This is a genomic window from Pseudoramibacter porci (assembly GCF_009696145.1).
In the GTDB taxonomy this organism is placed as follows: domain Bacteria; phylum Bacillota; class Clostridia; order Eubacteriales; family Eubacteriaceae; genus Pseudoramibacter; species Pseudoramibacter porci.
In genome coordinates, this window is sequence record NZ_VUMO01000009.1 from 39,733 (window position 1) to 61,416 (window position 21,684).

19 protein-coding genes are annotated in these 21,684 nt (G+C 54.7%); 10 read left to right on the forward strand and 9 right to left on the reverse strand.

Annotated elements, in window-relative coordinates; translation table 11 throughout:
- Window positions 1-272: 272 nt before the first annotated feature.
- Window positions 273-1,046, reverse strand: a complete 774-nt coding sequence (locus tag FYJ52_RS07360; RefSeq protein WP_154576579.1) for a DUF4097 family beta strand repeat-containing protein — start codon at window positions 1,044-1,046, stop codon at window positions 273-275.
- Between the two features lie 64 nt (window positions 1,047-1,110).
- Here FYJ52_RS07360 and FYJ52_RS07365 point away from each other — a divergent pair, with 64 nt between their 5' ends.
- Window positions 1,111-1,395 carry a hypothetical protein gene (locus tag FYJ52_RS07365; protein ID WP_154576580.1) on the forward strand — a complete coding sequence of 95 codons (285 nt, stop codon included), beginning with the start codon at window positions 1,111-1,113 and terminating at the stop codon, window positions 1,393-1,395.
- Between the two features lie 35 nt (window positions 1,396-1,430).
- The gene (gene gloA / locus FYJ52_RS07370) at window positions 1,431-1,814 is read left to right on the forward strand and encodes a lactoylglutathione lyase (RefSeq protein WP_154576581.1); all 384 of its coding nucleotides are present in this window, start codon (window positions 1,431-1,433) and stop codon (window positions 1,812-1,814) included.
- A 120-nt stretch (window positions 1,815-1,934) separates the two neighbouring features.
- On the opposite strand, the gene FYJ52_RS07375 is transcribed toward gloA, so the two are convergent.
- Complete coding sequence (locus FYJ52_RS07375) at window positions 1,935-2,975, reverse strand: YeiH family protein (RefSeq protein ID WP_328598783.1); 1,041 nt, start codon at window positions 2,973-2,975, stop codon at window positions 1,935-1,937.
- Window positions 2,976-3,161: 186 nt separating this feature from the next.
- Between FYJ52_RS07375 and FYJ52_RS07380 the strand changes: the two genes are divergently transcribed.
- The 3 genes from FYJ52_RS07380 (at window position 3,162) to FYJ52_RS07390 (ending at window position 5,745) form a co-directional block, all read left to right on the forward strand.
- Window positions 3,162-4,049, forward strand: coding sequence for a LysR family transcriptional regulator (locus FYJ52_RS07380; RefSeq protein ID WP_154576582.1), 888 nt, complete (start codon window positions 3,162-3,164; stop codon window positions 4,047-4,049).
- Between the two features lie 209 nt (window positions 4,050-4,258).
- Window positions 4,259-5,233: a DUF4373 domain-containing protein gene (locus tag FYJ52_RS07385; RefSeq protein ID WP_154576583.1), complete on the forward strand. Its 975-nt coding sequence runs from the start codon at window positions 4,259-4,261 to the stop codon at window positions 5,231-5,233.
- A complete protein-coding gene (locus FYJ52_RS07390) occupies window positions 5,230-5,745 on the forward strand; it encodes a replicative helicase loader/inhibitor (protein ID WP_154576584.1) in 516 nt (171 codons plus the stop codon). The genes FYJ52_RS07385 and FYJ52_RS07390 overlap by 4 nt, the downstream gene beginning before the upstream one ends.
- A gap of 12 nt (window positions 5,746-5,757) precedes the next feature.
- On the opposite strand, the gene FYJ52_RS07395 is transcribed toward FYJ52_RS07390, so the two are convergent.
- Window positions 5,758-6,111, reverse strand: a complete 354-nt coding sequence (locus FYJ52_RS07395; RefSeq protein WP_154576585.1) for a winged helix-turn-helix transcriptional regulator — start codon at window positions 6,109-6,111, stop codon at window positions 5,758-5,760.
- 129 nt (window positions 6,112-6,240) lie between these two features.
- Between FYJ52_RS07395 and ygiD the strand changes: the two genes are divergently transcribed.
- From ygiD to mcrC, 3 genes are all read left to right on the forward strand, one after another.
- Entirely contained in the window at window positions 6,241-7,023 is a 783-nt protein-coding gene (ygiD, locus tag FYJ52_RS07400) for a 4,5-DOPA-extradiol-dioxygenase (protein ID WP_154576586.1), read from the forward strand.
- Window positions 7,024-7,188: 165 nt separating this feature from the next.
- Window positions 7,189-9,312 (forward strand): AAA family ATPase, encoded by a 2,124-nt coding sequence (locus FYJ52_RS07405; protein WP_408003708.1) that lies wholly within the window; start codon window positions 7,189-7,191, stop codon window positions 9,310-9,312.
- Window positions 9,279-10,352 (forward strand): 5-methylcytosine-specific restriction endonuclease system specificity protein McrC, encoded by a 1,074-nt coding sequence (gene mcrC / locus FYJ52_RS07410; protein WP_154576588.1) that lies wholly within the window; start codon window positions 9,279-9,281, stop codon window positions 10,350-10,352. The genes FYJ52_RS07405 and mcrC overlap by 34 nt, the downstream gene beginning before the upstream one ends.
- A gap of 74 nt (window positions 10,353-10,426) precedes the next feature.
- Here the strand turns inward: mcrC and FYJ52_RS07415 are convergent, their stop codons facing one another.
- The 3 genes from FYJ52_RS07415 to FYJ52_RS07425 all read right to left on the reverse strand — a co-directional run bounded on the left by FYJ52_RS07415 (window position 10,427) and on the right by FYJ52_RS07425 (window position 14,791).
- Complete coding sequence (locus tag FYJ52_RS07415) at window positions 10,427-11,575, reverse strand: DUF362 domain-containing protein (protein WP_154576589.1); 1,149 nt, start codon at window positions 11,573-11,575, stop codon at window positions 10,427-10,429.
- A gap of 133 nt (window positions 11,576-11,708) precedes the next feature.
- The gene (locus FYJ52_RS07420) at window positions 11,709-13,196 is read right to left on the reverse strand and encodes a C69 family dipeptidase (protein WP_154576590.1); all 1,488 of its coding nucleotides are present in this window, start codon (window positions 13,194-13,196) and stop codon (window positions 11,709-11,711) included.
- A 167-nt stretch (window positions 13,197-13,363) separates the two neighbouring features.
- Window positions 13,364-14,791 carry an MFS transporter gene (locus FYJ52_RS07425; protein WP_154576591.1) on the reverse strand — a complete coding sequence of 476 codons (1,428 nt, stop codon included), beginning with the start codon at window positions 14,789-14,791 and terminating at the stop codon, window positions 13,364-13,366.
- A 342-nt stretch (window positions 14,792-15,133) separates the two neighbouring features.
- Here FYJ52_RS07425 and FYJ52_RS07430 point away from each other — a divergent pair, with 342 nt between their 5' ends.
- On the forward strand, window positions 15,134-17,629 hold the full coding sequence (locus FYJ52_RS07430) for an excinuclease ABC subunit UvrA (protein ID WP_154576592.1): 2,496 nt from the start codon (window positions 15,134-15,136) through the stop codon (window positions 17,627-17,629).
- Window positions 17,630-17,668: 39 nt separating this feature from the next.
- Here FYJ52_RS07430 and FYJ52_RS07435 read toward each other — a convergent pair whose 3' ends face one another.
- The 3 genes from FYJ52_RS07435 to FYJ52_RS07445 are packed head-to-tail and all read right to left on the reverse strand — an operon-like array spanning window position 17,669 to window position 20,688.
- Complete coding sequence (locus FYJ52_RS07435) at window positions 17,669-18,463, reverse strand: ABC transporter ATP-binding protein (RefSeq protein WP_154576593.1); 795 nt, start codon at window positions 18,461-18,463, stop codon at window positions 17,669-17,671.
- Between the two features lie 10 nt (window positions 18,464-18,473).
- Window positions 18,474-20,009, reverse strand: a complete 1,536-nt coding sequence (locus FYJ52_RS07440) for an ABC transporter permease/substrate-binding protein (RefSeq protein ID WP_154576594.1) — start codon at window positions 20,007-20,009, stop codon at window positions 18,474-18,476.
- Window positions 20,010-20,067: 58 nt separating this feature from the next.
- Entirely contained in the window at window positions 20,068-20,688 is a 621-nt protein-coding gene (locus tag FYJ52_RS07445) for a pyridoxamine 5'-phosphate oxidase family protein (RefSeq protein WP_154576595.1), read from the reverse strand.
- A 275-nt stretch (window positions 20,689-20,963) separates the two neighbouring features.
- Here FYJ52_RS07445 and FYJ52_RS07450 point away from each other — a divergent pair, with 275 nt between their 5' ends.
- The gene (locus FYJ52_RS07450) at window positions 20,964-21,671 is read left to right on the forward strand and encodes an alpha/beta hydrolase-fold protein (protein ID WP_154576596.1); all 708 of its coding nucleotides are present in this window, start codon (window positions 20,964-20,966) and stop codon (window positions 21,669-21,671) included.
- The last annotated feature ends 13 nt before the right edge of the window (window positions 21,672-21,684 follow it).

The following is a 21,684-nucleotide window of genomic DNA, read 5'->3' on the forward strand; positions in this document are numbered from 1 at the left end:
GAATCTCTAAGCAAAATAGCTTATAATTTGACATGCTACATATAGTTATTATCCACAGTTATCGAGTAGGTGTTATCAATGCCGATAACAAAATGATAACATTAGCTCGTATAGGCAGGATAATATGGATATATCAAATAATCAAAAGAACGAGAAACATTACAGAGAATAATTCCTAAACAAAAAGCGTTAGTCTTTGTAGAGATGGAATAAAAATAAATCCCTGTTCGTCTTGACATTCAAGACGGCAGGGATTTTTTAATTCATCAACATCAGTCGTTTTCGATGTCGATGTCGCCGGTGTTGGTGTGGGCGGTGATGGTCTTGTCACCGCTGCCGACGCGGATGGTGCCGGCGTTGTATTCGCGCTCGCCGATATCGATGTCGCCGGTGTTGGTTTTGGCAGAGATGGTGTAGCGAGCGAGACTGTCGGCCGGGGCGGCCGAGATGTCGCCGTTGTCGGCGGTCAGCTCAGCGGTGGTAAAGGCCGTGCTTTCGAGGTCGATATCCCCGTTTGAAGTCGTGGCCTTCAGGGTGGTCCCGTCACAGGCGTCGATGTCGATATCGCCGTTTTGGCTCTCGAGGGTCAGGGTCCTGAAGGTTTGGGCGGGCTCGACGGTGATGTCGCCGTTATCAGCGGCCAGGGTGAGGGTTTTGAGTTCAGCGCGCGCCCTCGGAATCGTGAGCGTCAGCTCGGCGTCCTGATGGGCGCCGACGGCGGTCTTCGCTGCTTTGGCAGTGAGCTTTCCGTCTGTGACGGTGAGGGTGGGGCAGGTGCCCTTTGGCCCGTGATAGACCATGGCAAAGTCGTCGCCGTCTTGGAGGGTGATGTCCGTGTTGTCGAGGTGGATATCGGCGCGGTCAAAGGCGTCGAGCTTTTTGCGGACGGTGGTCTGGTGGGCTTTCGTCCAAGGGAAGGTGAAATTGTCCTTGTCCGAGTCGAGGGACAGATGCCCGGCCCCCAGATATTGCCCGGCGCCAAAGGCGATGACGGCCAAGGCGACGGCGGCAATCAGAATCAGGCAGAGGCTGCGCTTGTTTTTCATTGCGGTTCTCCTTTCGCGTTAAAAATGGATTCGAGCAGTTTTCGGACGGCGACCCGCCTTTCTCATGTTGCGTCAAGATACATGGTCTGACGTATTACGCCTGTCGTCGTATGCTGTTGCGATTAATATACGACGGCAGGCAAAGGATGTCAAGGGGAAGTTAATCATCATCATCAATGCAATCGCAAAAGCGAAAATACAACCGCAAAACAATCGCAAAACAATCGCAAATTTTTGCGATTGTTTTTTAATTGCTTTTCAATCACGACACAGGCGAGGCTTGGGCGTGGCTGCAGGGGGATTCGTCATCACGAAAATTTCAGTTGATTTGCGGCCCCATCTCCAATAAAATAAGGGCAGTAAGCATAAATAGGAGGTAACACCATGCCAGCATGCAAAATGATTCACGAAATGATCCGCGTTTACGACTTGGAGCGCTCCCTTAAATTCTACGACGACGCCCTCGGGATGAAGGAAGTCCGCCGCAAGGACAAGCCGGAGGGCAAGTTCACCCTGGTCTATCTGTCGGACGGCCAGTCGGATTTCGAGCTGGAATTGACGTACAATTACGACCCGGAACAGCCCTACGACCTCGGCACCGGCTACGGCCACATCGCCGTAGAAGTGGACAATTTGGACGCCGCCCACGCCGAACACCAGGCCAAGGGCTACACCGTCGGCCCCCTCAAAGGGCTCGGCGCGACCAAGGATTATTATTTCCTGACCGATCCGGACGGCTACCAGATCGAAGTCATGCGGAAGAAATAATCCAGAATGATGCGAGGCTGCCTTCGGGCAGTCTTTTTTTTGTGCGCCATGGAAATCTCAGACAGCAAAACCGCCGCCCCCAAGACACGTGAGGGCGGCGGTTGTTGAGAGACAGGCGCCTTACCAGATGTGCATGACGTGCTGCATCAAGAGGCTGACGACGGTGATGCCCACCCAGCAGCAGGCGCCCAGCACGATGGGCTTGCCGCCGGATTTGACGAGCTTGACGACGTTGCTGTTGAGGCCGATGGCGGCCATGGCCATGATGATCATGAATTTCGACAACTCCTTCAGCGGTGCAAAGGCCGCAGCGGGAACGCCGAGGCTGACGCAGACCGTGGTGACCACCGCGGCGAGGACGAAATACAGGATGAACATCGGGAAGGCGCGGCGGAAGCTGAACCCGCCGCTTTCCCCGCGGTCGTTCTTTTCGGCCCGGGCCTGCACCATGGCGAGGACCAGGGTGATGGGGATGATGGCCAGCGTCCGGGTCAGCTTGACGGTGACGGCCTTGTCCAGGGTCTGGGAGCCTAAGTGCCACATGCTGTCCCAGGTGGCGGCCGCCGCAGTGACCGACGAGGTGTCGTTGACGGCGGTGCCGGCGAAAATCCCGAAGGGCCCGCCGCTTGCGGTCGAAAAGCCCAGGGCGCGGCCGAGCATCGGGAAGAAGATGGCGGCCAGCACGTTGAAGAAAAAGATAACGGAGATGGACTGGGCCACTTCGTCGTCGTCCGCGTGGATGACCGGCGCGGTGGCGGCAATGGCCGAGCCGCCGCAGATGGAGCTGCCGACCCCGATGAGAATCGAGGTCTTCCCCGGGATATGCAGCGCCTTCTGCATCAGCCAGGCCAGCACCAGCGAGGTGGCGATGGTGCAGACGATGATCGGCAGGGACTGGCGCCCGGTCTGGAGGATGACGCCCAGATCCATGCCGAAACCCAGGAGCACCACAGCCGCCTGGAGGATGACCTTCGACGTCCAGTGGATCCCGGCGTCACAGGCGCCCTTGTCGTTCCAGAACAGGGTGAGGAGCATGCCGGCCACAATCGCGATGACCGCGCCCCCCACCACGGGGAAGACCTTCCCCAAAAGCCAAGCCGGGACGGCGATGGCGATACAGACGGCCAAACCCGGCCCCAAATTTTTTATCAATGTTTTCACGGTGTTCTCCCTTTTAAATCAAAACTTTTTCTCTGGTTCATCCCATGCGTTTTTATCATGGGCAGAGGGCCAAAACATTTTTTCCTTTTGATTGGATTCGTGTGTTAGTATAGTGAAAGCCAACACAAATGTAAAATGATGAATTTTTATAAAACAATAAGAAAAATTTATGGAAAGGGGATCACCATGCTTGATTTTCGGGTGCAGACCTTTTTGACGGTCTGCGAGACCTTGAACTACACCAAGGCGGCAGCGGTCCTGGGGCTCACTCAGCCCGCCGTCTCCCAGCACATTCATTTTCTGGAGGATCATTACGGCGTCAAGCTCTTTCATTACGAGAAGAAGACCCTGACCCTCACCCCCCAGGGGAAAATTCTCCGGGCGCGGCTGCTGGTGCAGAAAAATGACGACGCCCGCATCCACAAGGAGATGCAGGCCGTCCGCTCCGGGAAATGGTCCATCGCCATCGGCGTGACCATGACCGTCGGGGAGTACGCCATCGCCGGCCCGCTGACCGCGCTGTTAAAAAATCATCCCGACTGGAGCATTCACGTGGTTTTCGGCAATACCCAGAAGCTGCTGGGCCTGCTTCAATCGGGGACCATCGATTTCGCGCTGGTGGAGGGCTATTATCCCAAAGACGACTTCGCCCACCTGACCTTCAGCCACCAGCCCTTTGTCGCCGTCTGCGCGGCGGGCCACCGCTTCGCCGTGGGCCAGGTGAAGGCCCTGGGGGACCTGCCGGCGGAGCGCATCATCCTGCGGGAGCCCGGCTCCGGCACCCGGGACATCCTGGCGCGAAGCCTTTCGGCCAAAGGCATCCGCCTGTCGGATTTCAAGGCGTCGGTCGAAGTGGGCAACATGCACACCATCATCGCCCTGCTCAAAAACGACTGCGGGATTTCCTTTCTCTACCGCATTGCGGTGGCACCGGAGCTGGCTTGCGGCACCCTGCGGGAAATCCCCCTTAACGATTTTCACATGACCCACCCCTTCGACTTCATCTGGGAGAAGGGCAGCGTCTATTCGGGGCAAATTGAAGCCATCTGCCGGGAGCTTACCGCCGCCCGGTAAGGGTGAACCCCGCTTTTTCCTTTTTGTCTTCCTCTTGTTTAAAGGGGAAGACAATTTTTTTTATCTTTTCATGTCATAAAAATCTTTGCAAAATGGACCCATTCTACTCGTGAACAAAATTTTTTTGCCTGTGGGCAAAAATTTTTGTCAACCCTTTGGCAAATTTACGCATTATATAAGTGAGAAATAGATAGTCATAAGGAGGAAAAATGACAAACAAAAGAGGACGCCCCTGCAAGACGGGGCTGGATTGGTTTCCCTTTGAGGTGGGCCTGCTCACGGACCGCAAGCTCAGGGCGCCGCGGGCGCACCACGGGCCTGCGGCGGCATTGACCTATCTCGCGCTTTTGACGCTGATTTACCAGGACAAGGGCTATTATCTCGACTACCGCGAATCCGTGCGGGAGGATGTGGCCCTGGACGTCTCGGACCTCATCAGCGGGCGTGACAGGGTGAAGCCGGAAGAGATTATGGCCATTATCGAAGAATTGGCCGAGCGGGCGCTGTTCGACAAGGGCTGTTTCGCGGCCGGGGTGCTCACCAGCCGGCGCATCCAAAGGACGTATTACAACGCGGTCAGCGAGCGCAAATCGGCGAACATCAACTGGGACATCTGGCTGTTAAGCGAAGCCGACATGCGCGACATCAGTCAGACGGGGCCCATTTTGAAATGCTATTTGCAGGCCCACGAAAAATTGGAAACAGAAAATAATCGGCCGAAAAATTCACAGAGTAAATTAAAGGATAGTACAGTAAAAGATAGTACAGTACAACAGAATAGAGGAGAGGATACTTTTTCCTCGACTAGCGTCGAGGTTTCAGGCGCTGACGCGCCGGGGGAGGATCTCCCCCTGTACCGTGATTATTGGAATCGCCATGTGGCCGAGCCCAACGGCCTGCCGAAGGTCAGGGAATGCGCGAAATGGAGCGCGGCCCGTAAGCAAAACCTGCAGGCGCGCATTCGCGGGGAAGGCGCTCAGGGCGTCCTCGACGTGTTCGACAAAGCCGCCCGTTCGGATTATCTCTGCGGCAAGGTCGACAACTGGCACATGGATTTCGACTGGGTGATCGCCGATAAAAATTTCCAGAAAATTGCCGAAGGGCGGTTCGATAATTTTAAATCGAAGGCCAAGGCGGCATCCAGTGTAGATTTTTACAAAAAATTAGCGAGAGGTGAAAGATGAAATTAAACGAAACAGGACGAATCATGACCATGCTCAAGGCCGCTTATCCGGATTTTGATAAAGGCGTCGACGCCGAGGACATCGCCGCCCTGTGGGCGTGGCGGTTCAAGGACGTGGATTTCAAGGCGGTGTTCGACGCGGTGGGGGCATACATCGACGGGGACCACGCCTTCGCGCCGACGGTGGGGCAGATCAAGGCGATCATGAATGACAAGGTGCCGAAGCTCTCCGCCGCCGAGGGCTGGGCCGAAATCACGAGGGCGCTCAAGGATTCCCTTTCGAACGCGAAAGCCGAATTCGAGAAGCTCTCGCCGCCGGTGCGCGCCTACGTTGAAGGGCCCGAGACCCTGCGCATGCTCGCCGGCTGCGACGTCGCCGGGCGCGCCTATCAGGACTACCAGACGCGCTTTTTTAGGACTTTTAGTCAGGTGCAGGGGCGGTTCAGTGAACGCCCCGACTACGCGGCCTTAAACGCGGCGGACAGGCTGTCCATCGGCAGCGAGGGCCAGTGAGGACGGGCCTTCTCAGTGCGCGGTCTTTTCTTTGAGATAGGCGATGTAGGCGTTGCCCCAGGTCTCGATGCTTTCGAGCACGGGGCGGAAGGCCTCGCCGATGGGCGTTAAGGAATACTCCACCCGGGGCGGCACCTCGGCGAAGACCTCGCGGTGGATGAGCCCCTCGCCCTCCAGGTGCTTGAGCTGGTTGGACAAGGTCGCCTGGGTGATGTCGATCTGGCGCTGAAGGGCGCCGAAGCGCTTGGGCCCGTCGGCAAGTTTTTGCAAAATGAGAATGGCCCATTTGCCGGAAAGGAGATGCTGGGCGGTAACGAAGGGGCACATGCCGAAGACGCCCGCCTTTTCGCAATCCTGTTTTTTCATTGGAAACCTCCTAATGGTCAAGATAAAGATACTAACTTAAGGAAAAAATCCGGATTGACTTGAGTATACCAGCTTTATATAATACAGGCAAGTCAGAAAATTAAAGTATGTAAAAAAAGGAGAAATCAAATGAAAACAAACCAACGCATGCCCGTCATCTTCACCGGACACGGCAGCCCGATGCTGGCCCTGGACGATGACGCCCTCACCCAGACCTTAAGCAAAATCGGCCAGGAAGTGCGCGCTACCTACGGCAAGCCCAAGGCGATTTTGATGCTCTCGGCCCATTGGTTCACCCGGGGGACGTTCGTACAGCAAACCGAGACCCCCCGCCAGATCTACGACATGTACGGCTTCCCGGAAGCGCTCTACGAGGTGAAATACCCGGCGGCCGGCAGCCCCGCCTTGGCCGACCGCGTCTGTGCGCTGCTCGGGGACGACGTCGCGGTCAATAACGACTGGGGCATCGACCACGGCGCCTGGACGGTGCTGGTCCACATGTTCCCGGACGCGGACATCCCGGTGGTTCAGCTGTCCATCGACGGCACAGCCGCCCCGGCCGATCTCTACGCCATGGCCGAAAAGCTTTCCCCCCTGCGAGACGAGGGCGTGCTCATCCTCGGCAGCGGCAACGTCGTGCACAATTTAAGACGGGTGGAATGGGACAACCCCGGCGGGTCTGAGGCCACCGAAGCCTTCAACGCCGAAATCATCCAGGCGGTGATGGCCCGGGACGACGACGCGGTGATCCACTGGGAAACCCACCCCCACGCCGATTACGCCGTGCCGACGCCGGACCATTTCCTGCCGCTTTTGATGTGCCTGGGCGCCGCAAAGGACGAGCCGGCCCGCGTCTTCAACGACGTCTGCAACCTCGGCGCCATCGCCATGACCGGCTTTGTGCTGGGGTGAGGTTAAAAATAAAAAGGGAGACTTCGTGTCTCCCTTTTTGAGTTTAATGGCGCTTATTTCATCGTCACGCGCCTCATCATCATCCGTAAGCCGACAGGCAGACTTGTCGATTTCATTTATTAATGGGATAATTTGCTTAATAAAGATGAGCGAGGAGGAATGGACATGAAAACAGGCCATTATGAATGGACGGCTTTTTATACAGAACTGGCCGATCAACTGTTCAATTTCAAATCAGACCGTGCCGAGCTGATTCGAAAGATTTGCCAAATTTTCGAAAAGATCGAGATGAAGCTGCCCAAGTTGGAAAAAGGTGGTATCCCGACGGATATCGATCCGTTTACAGTTTTCGGACTGTTCAACAAAGGCATCAAAGACGAAAACCGCATCCAGATCATGAAAGGCATGGCTGATGCCTTTGATCTCTCGGCGGAGGTGCCGCAGTCTTTATCAGGTATTCCGGTCCTCAATAATATGAATGCAGTATTCTACGGATTTGAAGGGGACAGAGAAGCGGACGATATCGACCACCTTTGGCAATTATTTGAGAGTGCTTTGAAATTGGCGGGAAATGCCAGCGACGACCACCGAAAAGCTTTTTGCGAAGCGTACGATACGGCGCTTTCCCAGCGGTATATTAAGTGGAACATCACGATGGGACTCTACTGGATCAGGCCGTATTTTTACGTTAATTTAGATTCCCGAAATCGCGCATTTCTCTACAATAGCGAACACATGCCGGCAGATTTTGTCGCGCGTTATCAGCCTTATATCAAGACAAACGCCAAGGTGCCGCCGGCTGAGGCCTACCTCGACATGATTGACGCCTGCGAAGCCGTCTTTGAAAGCGGACAATATCCGTACACAACCTTCCCAGAACTGTCTAACGCCGCTTGGGTTGAGACACAGGGCAGGCCGGAAAATGACGACGAGGTCCCGACCATTCATTATTGGACTTACGCGCCGGGTCAAAACGCGGAAAAATGGGACGAATGTTATCAAAAGGGCATCATGCTGCTCGGCTGGGGCGAGATCGGCGACCTGAGCGTATTTCCATCCAAATCGGCTATGCGTAAAAAGATGCAGGAAATTTATCAAGAAGACACCTCTTACAAAAACTCCGCCCACGCGACGTGGCAGTTTGTCCGGGAAATGAAGCCGGGCGACGTCATTTTCGTCAAAAAAGGCATGAGCGAAATCGTCGGACGGGGCATCGTCACATCGGATTACGCATACGAGCCGGACCGGACCGATCATTTCAATCACCTGCGCCACGTCAATTGGACCGACCGCGGAAGCTGGATGATTCAGAACCGCACCGCGATGAAAACGTTAACTGACATCACGCCTTATAGCGGTTTTGTTCAGCAATTAAAGGACATATTTGAAAGGGATGCGCTCGACGAGGACGATGATCAAGCCGTCAATTATCCGGTGTATACGGAGGATGATTTTTTAAGCGAGGTCTATATGTCAGAGGAAAAGTACCATGACATCGTCAATTTGCTTCACCACAAGAAAAACATCATTCTCGAAGGCGCGCCCGGTGTCGGCAAAACCTTTATTGCTAAGAAGCTGGCTTATTCGATGATGGGCGTGAAGGACATCGACCGTGTGATGATGGTTCAGTTTCATCAAAGTTATTCCTACGAAGATTTCATTATGGGCTTTCGACCGACAGAGGGCGGCTTTGAGCTGAAAAAAGGCGTGTTTTACAATTTCTGCAAGAAAGCTGAAATCGACAGCGACAACGATTATTTCTTCATCATCGATGAAATCAACCGCGGCAATCTCAGTAAAATTTTCGGCGAGCTGTTCATGCTGATTGAGAAGGACAAGCGGGAGCACAAGATTCAGCTGCTTTACTCGGACGAAAAGTTTGCCATTCCAAAAAAGCTCTACATCATCGGGACGATGAACACGGCTGACCGCAGCCTTGCGATGCTGGATTACGCCCTGCGCCGGCGCTTCGCTTTTATCGAAATCGAGCCGGGATTTGACACCGAGGGTTTCAAAGCGTATCAGAAAAGCTTGAACAACGAAAAATTCGATCGGCTGATTGCGTGTGTCACTGCCTTGAATGACGTCATCGCTGACGATGATTCCCTTGGCAAGGGCTTTTGCATCGGACACAGCTTTTTTTGTCACTTCAAGCCAGAGACGGTCAGTGATCAGGCCTTGTCCAGCATCGTTGAATACGAATTGATCCCGCTTTTGAAAGAATACTGGTTTGACGAGGCATCAAAAGTCAAAGAATGGCGCGACAAGCTCAGGAGCGCGATTCAGTGATTCCGATTAAAAATGTCTATTATATGCTCGCCTATGTGTTTCAGGCGCTCAACGCGCAAGGGTATAGAGAGGTCGCAGCAGAGTCGTTTGACAATGCGGCAGAACTCTGCTCGGCGATTTTGACAAAAGGGGTATCGCTTCAATTAAAGCGCGGACTGGACCGCGAATATATTGAGAGAAACGGGGCCTTTTCAGCGGTGCGCGGAAAGATCAATATGTCTGAATCGATCAGAGCACGAAGCCTGCTCAATAAACAAATGATCTGCACCTTCGATGATTTTTCAGAAAACACCGAGATGAACAGAATCATAAAAACGACAATGGCACTTTTGCTCCGTTCGGATCTCTCGAAAAAGCGAAAAAAAGCGTTAAAAAAATGCCTTGTATATTTCGGAAATGTGGACGTTTTAGATCCCCGCCGCATCAACTGGCGATTGCAATTCAACCGGCACAATGGCACCTACCGGATGCTGATTGCGATTTGTCATTTAATCATTGAAGGCTTAATCCAAACCACAACCTCGGGGCGGGTCAAACTCATGGATTTTTTTGATGAAAAGCACATGTACCATCTCTACGAGAAATTTATTTTAGCGTATTACAAAAAGGCGTTTCCAGCACTTCACGCCAATGCATCGCAGATTCCATGGCAGCTCGATGATGACGAAAACGCGATGCTGCCAACGATGCAATCAGACATCATGCTGTCTCACCACGGGAAAATTTTGATCATTGACGCGAAATATTATGAACGGACCACCCAGCAGCATTTCGACAAGCGGACGGTTCATTCGCAAAACTTATACCAAATTTTCACCTATGTGAAAAACAAAGAGGCAGCACTCACGAATCAAAAACACGAAGTATCTGGCATGCTGCTATATGCCAAAACGGACGAAGCCATCCAACCCGATCATATCTATCATATGAGCGGCAATCAAATCAGCGTGCGAACGCTCGATTTAAATCAAGATTTTTCAATGATTAGGAAACAGCTGAATGACATCGTGTTCGCGCATTTTCCCGAGCTGGCAAAATAATTAAAATTTATAGAGCCAAGCGCAAAAAACTCCGGTATCGGCGATAAACCGATGCCGGAGTAGCGAAGAAGCCCTTATTTCATCGTCACAAGCTTGTAATCCCGGCTGCCCAGACCGATTTTTTCGCCCTGCTCCAGGGTTTCTTTCCAGGCGGTGTTGGGGTTGCTGTTGAGCCACACGTCGCCGTGATCGTGGAAATCCGCGGCGGCCATGTTGTCGCCCAGCTGAGAGTTGCGGATGGGTGCCGCCTTTTCGCACAGATCGACGCAGGCCTGATCCAGGGCGACTGGGTCGAAGGAGGCGAGCATGCCGATATCGGGCAGAATCGGCGCGTCGTTTTCGCCGTGGCAGTCGCAGTTGGGGGACACGTCGGTGATCAGGCTGATGTGGAAGGTGGGCCGCCCGTAGCAGACCGCCTGGGTGTACTCCGCCATGCGCCGGCCGAGGAGCGCCGGAGCGTCCCAGTTGTCATTTTCGATGGCGTCGAAGGCGCAGGCCCCGATGCACCGGCCGCAGCCCTTGCACAATTCCGGGTCGATGCAGGCCTTGGTGACGGTCTTGCCGTCGACTTCCTTTTCCAGGTAGGCGATGGCGTCGGAGCCGCACTCAGTCGCGCAGCGGCGGCAGCCCCGGCAGGCGTCCTCGATGACGTGGGGGTGGCCGCTCTGGTGCTGGAGCATCTTGCCGGCGCGGGAGCCGCAGCCCATGCCGATGTTCTTGATACAGCCGCCGAAGCCGGCCTGTTCGTGCCCCTTGAAGTGGGTCAGGCTGATGACGATATCTGCGTCCATTACCGCACGGCCGATCAACGCGGTCTGGCAATATTCGCCGCCGTGCACCGGGACTTCGACGTCGTCGGTGCCGCGCAGTCCGTCGCCGATGATGATTTGACAGCCTGTCGTGGTCGGATTGAAGCCGTTGAGATTGGCGCAGTCCAAATGCTCCAGCGCGTGCTTGCGGCTGCCAGGGTAGAGGGTATTGCAGTCGGTCAAAAACGGCAGGCCGCCTTGTTCCTTGACAATGTCGGCGACCGCCTTGGCGTAGTTCGGCCGCAGGTAGGCGAGATTGCCGAGTTCGCCGAAGTGCATTTTGATGGCGACGAACTTGCCCTGCATGTCGATATCGCCGATTCCCGCTTTTTTGATCAGCTTCTGCAGCTTTGTCGTGAGCGGGACACCAAGCCGTGTTCTAAAATCAGTGAAATAAACCTTGGATTTCTCCATAGCATACCTCCATATTAATTTTCTATGATGATTAATTAAAGTATATCATATCTTTCAAATCTCACGGGAACAGATTGATGCACAGAACTTATTGCATGCTTAATTTTTTCGAGACGATGAAACGATACCAGACCTACGCATCCGACCGCGCGTAGGCGTTTTTCATCAAATTGCTGGTTTCGAAAAGGACGAGATCCAGTGTGTTGTGGCACAGCTTTTCCAGCGCGTCGGTGACGGCGGCATTGGCCTCTTCGCAAAGGGCCTGAGCTTCGCTGGGGTCAGATTGCTTCAACAGCGGATCGTAATGGGCGAGCATGGCCTGTCCCTTTGACTGGACGGCCTGTTGGTAATGCTCGATGTGATTCAAGCAGTTTGAATAGCCGGCGTCGGCCAAGGCAGCGATTAGACGGCTGCACCAGTAGAAGCTGTCGGTTGAAGTGTGTTCGCCTGTCGTGGCAAGAAAAGCGGGCACGGTGTCAATTTGGGTGTACAGCGGAATCCAGGCGTTGAACGGATTAGACGCGAAGCACAGCCATTGCAAAGCCCGAGCGTGTGCCGGCATGTCCGGGCGGATCTGGAGCATGGCGAGAAAATCGTTGCGGTTGACGCCAATGGAGCGGTAAGCGCCGCGGCGGTTATCTTCGCCATAGCTGCCGTAGGGATCGTAGGGGGTGCCCTGATAGTGAGAGGAGAGGACGTATTTCACATCCTCCGGCGTGATTTTCCGTTCGGGCACAAAGCTCCAGGGAATATCGTCGGCTTCAGGGGTGAAGTCGGCGTCTGGGCCGTCCCAGATATACGTGGTCGGGTTGAAATACCGCCCGATGAACCAGGCCCGCGGCGTGTTGTAGACGTGATCCGCGTCGTCGTGGCTGCCGAAGGCCTCCCGGGGATTAAGGCTGTCGTCAAAAGACAGGTTTAAGTGATGATCGGCGATAAAGGTCCTCAGATCAGAGGAACAGAGGAAATCGCGCTGTTCGCCGAAAGCATCCTCGAGATCAAATTGGTCGATCCCGAGCTGATTGGGCATCACGACGTAGCGGTCGTCCGGCACGCGGCGCGCGATCCAATGGTGACCGCCGATCGTTTCTATCCACCAGATTTCGTCGGCGTCGGAAAAGGCCACGCCGTTCATTTCGTAGGTGCCGAATTGTTCGAGGAGGCTGCCGAGGCGCAGCACGCCTTCCCGCGCGCTTGAGATATAGGGCAGCACGAGGGTGACGAAATCTTCTTCGCCGATGCCGCCGGGTTTTTCGATACCGTCCGGTGACGCGTCAGCCGACAGATAATGGACCAACGGGTCTGCGCCGAGCACCCGCGCGTTCGAGGTGATGGTTTCGGTCGCGGTCATCGCGACGTTGGCAGCGTTGACGCCGGCCGCGGCCCAGATGCCTTCGCCCGCCAGCGCGTTGGGCACGCTGGTGTAGCGCATCGGGTTGTCCGGCAAATCAATTTCGACGTGGCTTAAGACCGAACGGTAGTGACGGGGCTGTGCGTCGGGTGTGACGACGGCAAATTTTTTCGGCGTGTAGTGGCCGGCGCCCGAATCGTCATTTCGGGCGATCATCGTTGAACCGTCGTAGGACGCACGTTTACCGACTAAAAGCGTAGTACAAGGCATAGCATTTCTCCTTTATCATATTTAAATTAACAGATAAACAATTTTGCTTCTATTTTAGCGCATTTCTTCTTAAGAAAACATGGAGATCTGCAGGCGGCGCATCTCATTAAAATCGTGCGGCAAGCCAAAAGGCCATCTCATCACAAGATGACCTTTTTAATGATGGACTATGACAACTGTTCGCTGCTTTGTTTCGGAGCGGCGGCAAAGGGATGCCAGGTTAATGACAATGCGACGACGAATCCGATGAGCGCGACAGCCGCGGCAGTGGCGCAGCTGACATGGAAGCCGCCAGTGACAGCCAGTGCGCTCTTAAAACCGGCGGCGAGCCGCCCCTGTTCGACGGCGCTGAGGATGCCGACGTAAAGGGATGAACCAAAGCATCCAGCCGTTTGGATCGCGGTGTAGCAGATCGTGACGCCGTGGGGATGCAGGTCTTCAGACAAGTTGTCCAACACGTAGCTTTGGGTCGGTCCGATACTGAAGTTGCAGCCGGCGAGAATCGGCAGATAAATGAGGGCAATCTGTACGCCCGCGGTGTGGGTGCCGGTCACTGTCGACATGAGGAGCAGAAAAGCGGCCATCACCAAAAGGGAAATCGGCAGGGAATGTTTAAAGCCGTATCGATCGTAAAGACTGCCGGCCAGCGGGGCAAAGACGACGCAGGATAAGCAGGGCAGCAATAAAGTCAGTGCTGCATCGAGGGCTGAGAATCCGAGAGCGTTCTGCATGTAGAGCGGCAGCAGAATGTTCATCGCGAAGACCGACATGAAGGCGATGAAGACAACGGCAATGCCCTTGACAAAGGACGCATCCTTAAAGGGACGCAGGTCCAAAAGCGGCTCGTCCAGCTGGTGCTGACGCCGGACAAACAAGCCCGCGCTGACGACCCCGATGACAAAAGCCAGAATCGCGACGATGACGCTTTGCGAGAAGATGGTCGAAATGCCGTACATGATCCCGATGAGTGTCAGACTGATCAAGATGACAGAGAGGACATCGAGTTTCGGCTGGCTGAGGGCAGCGTAATCGTCGATGAAAATGACATTGAAGACGAGTGCAGCCGCAGTCAGCGCGGAAAAAACGAAAAATAAGAGATGCCAGTCAGAGACGGACAATAACAGGCCGCCAGCGATGGGGCCGAATGCCGGACCCAGCAGCGTCACCGCGCTGACGACGCCCATATAGGTGCCGAGGCGCCCCTTGGGTGCGATGAGCAGTGTCAGGTTCATGCCGATTGGGACGATCATGCCAGTGCCCACGGCCTGGACACAGCGGCCGACAATCAAAACGGGAAAAGCTGTTGAGAAAGCGCCAATTAAAGAGCCTGCCAGCAGAAAGATAAAGGCCACCGTGGTTAAGCGGCGGGTAGGCACACTTCGGTATAAAAAGCTGATCATGGGCACCGTCACCGCGGCCACCAGCATGTAGGCAGTGGAGACCCATTGAACTTGACCGGAATTGATGTGAAAGGTGTGCATCATCGGCGTCAAGGCGACGTTTAAAAAGGTTTCGTTAAAAGTTGCCAGAAAAGCGCCGATGGCAATGGCCGTCAGAACGGCTGCCGCGTGTTTCACGGGTTTTGGATTGTTCATAAAAAAACTCCTTTCCTGTGACAGATCGCGACATCGATAGACGTAGGACTGGCCGAACGCGCCAGACAACAGCCTTCTTTAAAAAAAAGAAAACCGCTTTGAGCTGTCTTTTATTTTGTTGTGATTTGTTGTGAAATGAAAGACACGAAAAAGTGCCAAAATAAAAAAGCCGGAACAAACAGCCCGAAGGCCATTTGAATGACTTGTGTTTTATTTTAGACGACGAAAAAATTTTTGTCAAATAACTTTGGATTCAATCCGATTTGGTCAATGATGATAACGAGAAATGTAAAAAAAGTGATACAATAAAAGCACATTAAGTAGAATAAAGGAGGCAGGCCAATGGCGCAGAATCGCGAAAAAGTTCCAAATAAAATCGAAGTGCGGGGTGCGGACGTCCACAATCTCAAGCACATCGATGTCGACATTCCGCTCAATCAAGTGGTCGGCATCGCCGGCGTCTCGGGATCAGGTAAGTCGTCTCTGGCGCTGGGCGTGCTTTACGCTGAGGGCTCCCGCCGTTATTTGGAGGCGCTTTCCGCATACACGCGCAGGCGCATGACCCAGGCGGAAAAGGCAGAGGTGGAGGCGGTCCGCTATATTCCAGCAGCGCTGGCCCTGCGGCAGCGCCCGGGGGTGCCAGGGGTGCGCAGCACCTTTGGCACAGCGACCGAGCTTTTGAACAGCCTGCGCCTGATGTTTTCCCGATTGGGCAGCCACCGCTGCCCCAACGGTCATTACGTGCCGCCGTCGCTCAATGTGGCGGCGATGAAGGCCATTACTTGTCCGACGTGCGGCGCGCAGTTTTACGGGCCAGGCGCGGAAGATCTGGCCTTTAACAGCCGCGGCGCCTGCCCGACCTGCGAAGGCACGGGGCTGGTGCGTACTGTCGACGAGGCGACCCTTGTGCCAGATGAAACCCTGTCCATCGACGAGGGCGCTGTGCGCCCATGGCAGACGCTGATGTGGTCTTTGATGAAGGACATCGCCAGAGAAATGGGCGTGCGCACCGACGTGCCTTTCAAGGATTTGACGCCCAAAGAGCGGGACATCGTGTTTAACGGCCCAGCCGTCAAAAAGAACATCATCTATCAGAACAAAACCAGCGGCGCGTCCGGCGACATGGATTTCACCTATTTCAACGCTAAATACACTGTGGAAAACGCGCTGTCCCACGTCAAGGACGAGAAGGGCATGAAACGGGTCGAAAAATTTTTAAAGACGGCAGTCTGCCCGGACTGCGGCGGGACTCGGCTTTCCGAAGCGGCACGGGCGCCGAAGCTCAGAGGGATTACGCTGGATCAGGCCTGCCAAATGACGCTTACCGCCCTTTGCGGGTGGGTCAAAGGCGTGCCGGGGACGATGCCGGACGAGATGCGGCCGATGGCGGCGAGCATCTGTGCGTCTTTTGAAGGCACCGCGAAGCGCCTTTTGGATCTGGGGCTGGGCTACATCACATTGGACCGCGCCGCGTCGACGCTGTCGACTGGCGAGCGTCAGCGGATGCAGTTGGCCCGGGCCGTGCGCAATCGGACGACCGGTGTACTTTACGTATTGGACGAGCCGTCGATTGGGCTGCACCCGGCCAATATCGAAGGGCTCACCGGGGTGATGGGCGATTTGATTGACGACGGCAATTCGGTGGTGTTGGTGGATCACGACACGCAGGTTTTGAGACAGGCGGACTGGCTCATTGAAATGGGACCGAAGGCCGGCGCCGACGGTGGACAGGTCATCGCCCAGGGAGCAGTTGAAAAAATGGAAAAGGATTCGGCGTCGATTATCGGGCCTTACCTTTCGGGAGAAACCGTCCAGGTTCGAAAGCACTGCCCGGAATCGGCGGTATTTGACAACGGGGCCATTCGCATGAAAACCGGGCCGATTCACACGGTGAAGCCGTTGGATGTCGCTTTTCCGAAGGGCCGGCTTTCTGTGGTCACCGGTGTGTCCGGCTCGGGCAAAACGACGATGATTCTGGAGAGCCTCATTCCGGGGTTGACGGCGCAAATCGAGGGCCGTCCGCTTCCGGCGCACGTCAAAGGAATTGAGGCGTCGGGGATTGAGCAGGTCAAGCTGATCGACGCGACGCCCATTGGCATCAACGTCCGTTCGACGGTGGCGACGTACGCGGGAGTTCACGACAGGCTGCGCAAGATTTTCGCGCAGACAGACGAAGCGAAGGCGGCTGGCTTTAAGCCCGGTGCCTTTTCCTACAATACCGGCGCGCTCAAATGTCCGACCTGTGAGGGGACGGGCACGATCAGCCTGGACGTGCAGTTTTTACCCGATGTGGAAATCACCTGCCCGGACTGCGACGGCACGCGCTACAGCGCGGAGGCGGACCACATCCATTGGCACAATAAAGCGAAAAGGGCATTGACGCTGCCGCAGCTGATGGCGATGAGCGTCGACGAGGCGCTTGAAGCCTGTCAGGGCCTGCCGGCGGTGTGCAGGCGTCTTCAGGTGCTGCACGATCTTGGCCTGGGCTATCTCACCTTGGGCGAGGCGACGCCGGGGCTTTCCGGCGGCGAAGCCCAGCGCCTCAAGCTGGCGAGCGAGATGGGGCGGCCTCAAAAGGACGCACTGTTTGTCTTCGACGAACCGACCATTGGCCTGCATCCCCTCGACGTGAAAACACTGCTGACGGTTTTTCAGACGCTGATCGATTTCGGCGCGACGATCGTGGTCATCGAACACGATCTCGACGTGATTCACAACGCCGATTACCTCGTCGATATGGGGCCGGGCGGCGGTGAAGAAGGCGGGCGCATCGTCGCGGCCGGGACGGTGGAAGCTGTTAAAAATTGTGCGGAAAGCGTGACGGGAAGGTATTTGTAAATTTTGATAAAAATTGAGCGGGGCAGGTACCCCGCTTTTTTACGCGTGAACGCGGTTGTATGCACATTCGCCGATTTTGTCGTCGGGCATCGTGCAGATGTGTCGTTCGTTTCGGAAAAACCTTCCGACGAAAGAATTAGCCGGATGGGCGAGTACTTCGTCAGGGGTATCGTACTGCTGAATTTCGCCATGATCCATGATCATGACCTTGGTGCCGAGCTTGAGGGCCTCCTTGATGTCGTGAGTGACAAAGAGCACGGTGATGCCCGTTTCCCGGTGGATTCTCGCGATTTCGTCCTGGAGGCTGCTTCGGGTGATTTCGTCGACCGCGCCGAAGGGTTCATCCATCAGCAGAATTTCCGGCGAGGCGGCGAGGGCTCGCGCGATACCGACCCGCTGCTGCTGGCCGCCGGAGAGCTCCGCCGGGAAGCGGTCCTTCATCGCCGGGTCCAGCCCGACGATGGCCATCCACTTGTCAATGGCGGCCTCCGTGCGTTTGCGGTCATTCTTGTTCCAGAGATTGGGCACGTAGGCGATGTTCTGTTCGACGGTCATGTGTGGGAAGAGGACGCTGCCCTGAATGGCGTAGCCGATGTTGCGCCGAAGCATGATGTGATCGACATCGCGGATGTTTTTGCCTTGGACGAAAATGTCGCCGGCTGTGGGCGCAATTAACGCGTTGATCATTTTGAGGGTCGTCGTTTTGCCGCATCCCGAAGAGCCGATGATGGTGACGAAGTCGCCGCGCGCGACAGCAAAGCTCAGATCCGGAATGATCGTCGCTTCGCCGTATTTTTTGGTGACGTGTTCAAATTGAATCACAGGTTCGTTCATTTTTTACCTCTTATTTTAATAATCCCTTTTCTTTTAAGAAAGCTCTGGCGACGTCCCGAGGTTCTTTTTTCTTGACGTCGACTTCGTTGTTCATCTTGACCATGTCTGCGTCGCTGATTTTGCCGGTCAGCTTTTTAAAGACCTTTTTGAGCTCAGGATGCGCATTTAAGACTTCTGTCCGAACGACATTGCCGCAGCGGTAAGAGGGGAAGAAATTTTTATCGTCTTTGAGCACCACGGCGTTGGCGTCGGCGAGCTGCCCATCTGTGGTGAACACGACCATGACGTCGATCTGGTTTTCTGATAAGGCCTTGTATTTGAGACCGATGTCCATGTCCATCGTCTTGCCGAAACGCATGTTGTAGGCCTTGCAGAGGGCGTCGTAACCGTCCTTGCGTTCGAAAAAGTCGTATTCGGCACCGAAGGTGAGATCCTGAGCGTGATCGCGAAGGTCAGAATAAGTTTTGATATTGTACTGATCGGCAATCGGTTTGCGGACGACGAGGCCGTAGGTATTGTTAAAGCCGTACATGCCAATCCAGGTCAAGCCTTTCTTGTTGTAGGCCTTTTGCAGCGTTTTGAATTGATCCTCGCTGTAGACCGATTTATTTTTGAGCACCATATTCCAGCCGGTGCCGGTGTATTCCGGGTAGAGGTCGAACTTGCCGCTTTCCATGGCTGGTTCGATGTTGGAGGTGCCGCCGCCGACACCTTGAGTGAGCTTGACGTTGAGGTCGGTATCCTGTTCAATCAAAATGTCGAGCATTTCACCGAGGATGTACTGTTCTGTCATTGGTTTGGTCGCGATGTGAATCGTCGCGTTTTGTTTTTGGGGAATGGCCGCAAAGACAATGGCGCCGATCACGACGGCGGCGACGGCGATCAAAACGCCCTTCGTGCGTTTCCGCGCCTTAACGGAGCGTTTTTGGAGCTGTTTTTCCAGCAGGCCGAGGAGCAAATCGGCAACTAAGGCCAGAACGGCAGTGAGGAGACTGCCTGCGAGGGTCATGGCAGCATTGTTCGTCGTGATGCCGCGGTAAATCGCCACCCCGAGGCCGCCGGCCCCAATGAAGGAGGCGATCCCGGCCAGGGCGATGGTCATGGTGATCATATTGCGGATGCCGGAAAGAATGACGGGCATGGCCAACGGCAGTTTTACCTTGAAGAGCACCTGCCGTTTGGTGCTGCCCATGCCCTTTGCCGCTTCGATGATCGCCGGATCGACGTTGGTGAGTCCGGTGTGGACGGCGCGGACCATCGGCAGCAGCGCGTAAATGGTAAGCGCGATGACAGCGGTGGTGTTGCCGACGCCTGAAAAGGGAATCAGGAACCCCAGCATCGAAATGGAAGGGATGGTGTATAAAAAATTGATAACGCCTAGGGTTGGCTTCGCCGATTTCTGGTATTCGGCGATCAGGATGCCGACGAGCCCGCCAAAAACGATGGCGATAGCGATCGCGGCAAAAGAAATTTCGAGATGCTCGACCAGCAGGCCGAGAAAGAAATCCCGGCGGGCGGCCAGCAGCTTAAAGGTTGAAGTGATCATGCATGTCCTTTCCGGCACGCGCAGATGCGCCTGTCTTTAGCCTCAAAGAGAGAGATAGTTAGTTTTCGTCCCGGCGCACGATGCAGGAGACCGGGCAGTTTTCGTAGCACAAGCCGCAGTGGAGGCAGGCGTCCTGACGGATACGGTAGGGGCTGTCGGCTTCGATCGCGTTCTGTGGGCAGACCGATTGGCAGGTGCCGCATTCAATGCAGCTGTCCGTGATCAAGAATCCTGGCGTCTGCACGTCCTTTTCCGCGCCGAAGGTAAAGTATTCCCGGTGGATCGGATGCGAGGATAAGTCAAAGCATTCCAGCTGTCCCGCGTCAATCACAAAGGGATCGAGGATGTAGCGGGCGTCACCGGGATACACGCCGTTCATCGACGGATTTTCTTCGAAGATGCGGTCGATCCATTGATCGTGATCTTCTGTGATCCGCTTCGCTTCTCCGGTCAGCCGAACAGCCTGCCAATTTTGATTCAATCCAGTGATCGCGACGTTTGGGTTAGCGATCAGCTCTTTGTAAAAATCCTTGCCCCTTGCCGTGCAGAAATAGAGCTTTTCGTTTTCGACGATCATGACGTCAATAATACGGTTATGAGGTCTGCCGTCGGCATCGACGGTTGCGAAGGCCACGTCGCGAATTTCTCTGAGCATGTTCAAACAATCTTGTGCGTTCATTGCGTTCTCCTCTTCAATCTGTTGAATCTAAATACATTACAAATTTTATTGATGTCATTATAAGCCCAACAAATTAAAATGTCAACGAAAAATTTACAATAAAAAATCCGCCGTTAGGCGGCTGTAATGATGGTGTTGTATAGATTAGAAATAGGATCGCAAAATAATAATCATTTTGATCATACGCTTAAAGAGATTCGTGGCAATTTTCTAGAGGTGCCTGACCCGTATGATATGTGTTATAATGACATAAAATATTCACAGGAGGAAAATCAATGAAAAAGGCAGCCTTTAAACTGGCAGGAAAAGTCTGCGAGCTGTACACGCCGGACGGTGACGGCCGGGAAGCAGAACTGATCTTCATTCAGGCGGTAGACGATCACGACGCTGAGGGCTTTCCCGCGATGCTGGAGATCATGAATCAACAAATCGAACAGCCCTTTGTTTTTGCCGATTTTTACGTCGGCGATTGGAACGCCGATCTGACACCGTGGGACGCGCCGCCGGTTTTCGGAAAGGAAGGCTTTGGTCACGGCGCGGCAGACACCTTGGCTTTCGTCAGTGAGATGTTCATCCCAGAAGTGCGCGCGCGGGCGAAGCTTTCCGAAACAACGCCGATTGTCGTCGGCGGCTACTCTCTGGCCGGGCTGTTTGCTCTTTGGAGCGTTTACCAGACAGACGCCTTCGCGGCGGTCATGGCAGCGTCACCTTCAGTCTGGTTTCCCGGATGGCGGGATTACAGCGACGCCCACGCGCCCAAGGTGCCGGCGATTTATTTAAGCCTTGGCGATAAAGAGGAAAAGACACGCAATCAGGTTATGGCGCAGGTCGGCGACAACATCCGCCACCAATACGACGTGCTCAAACAAAATGCGTCGGTTGAAAGCTGCACGCTGGCATGGCATCCGGGCAACCACTTCAAGGATCCTGAAAAGCGCTGCGCGGCGGGGTACATCTGGTGCGCTAAGGCGTTGACGAAATAAAAAAGCAGTGATC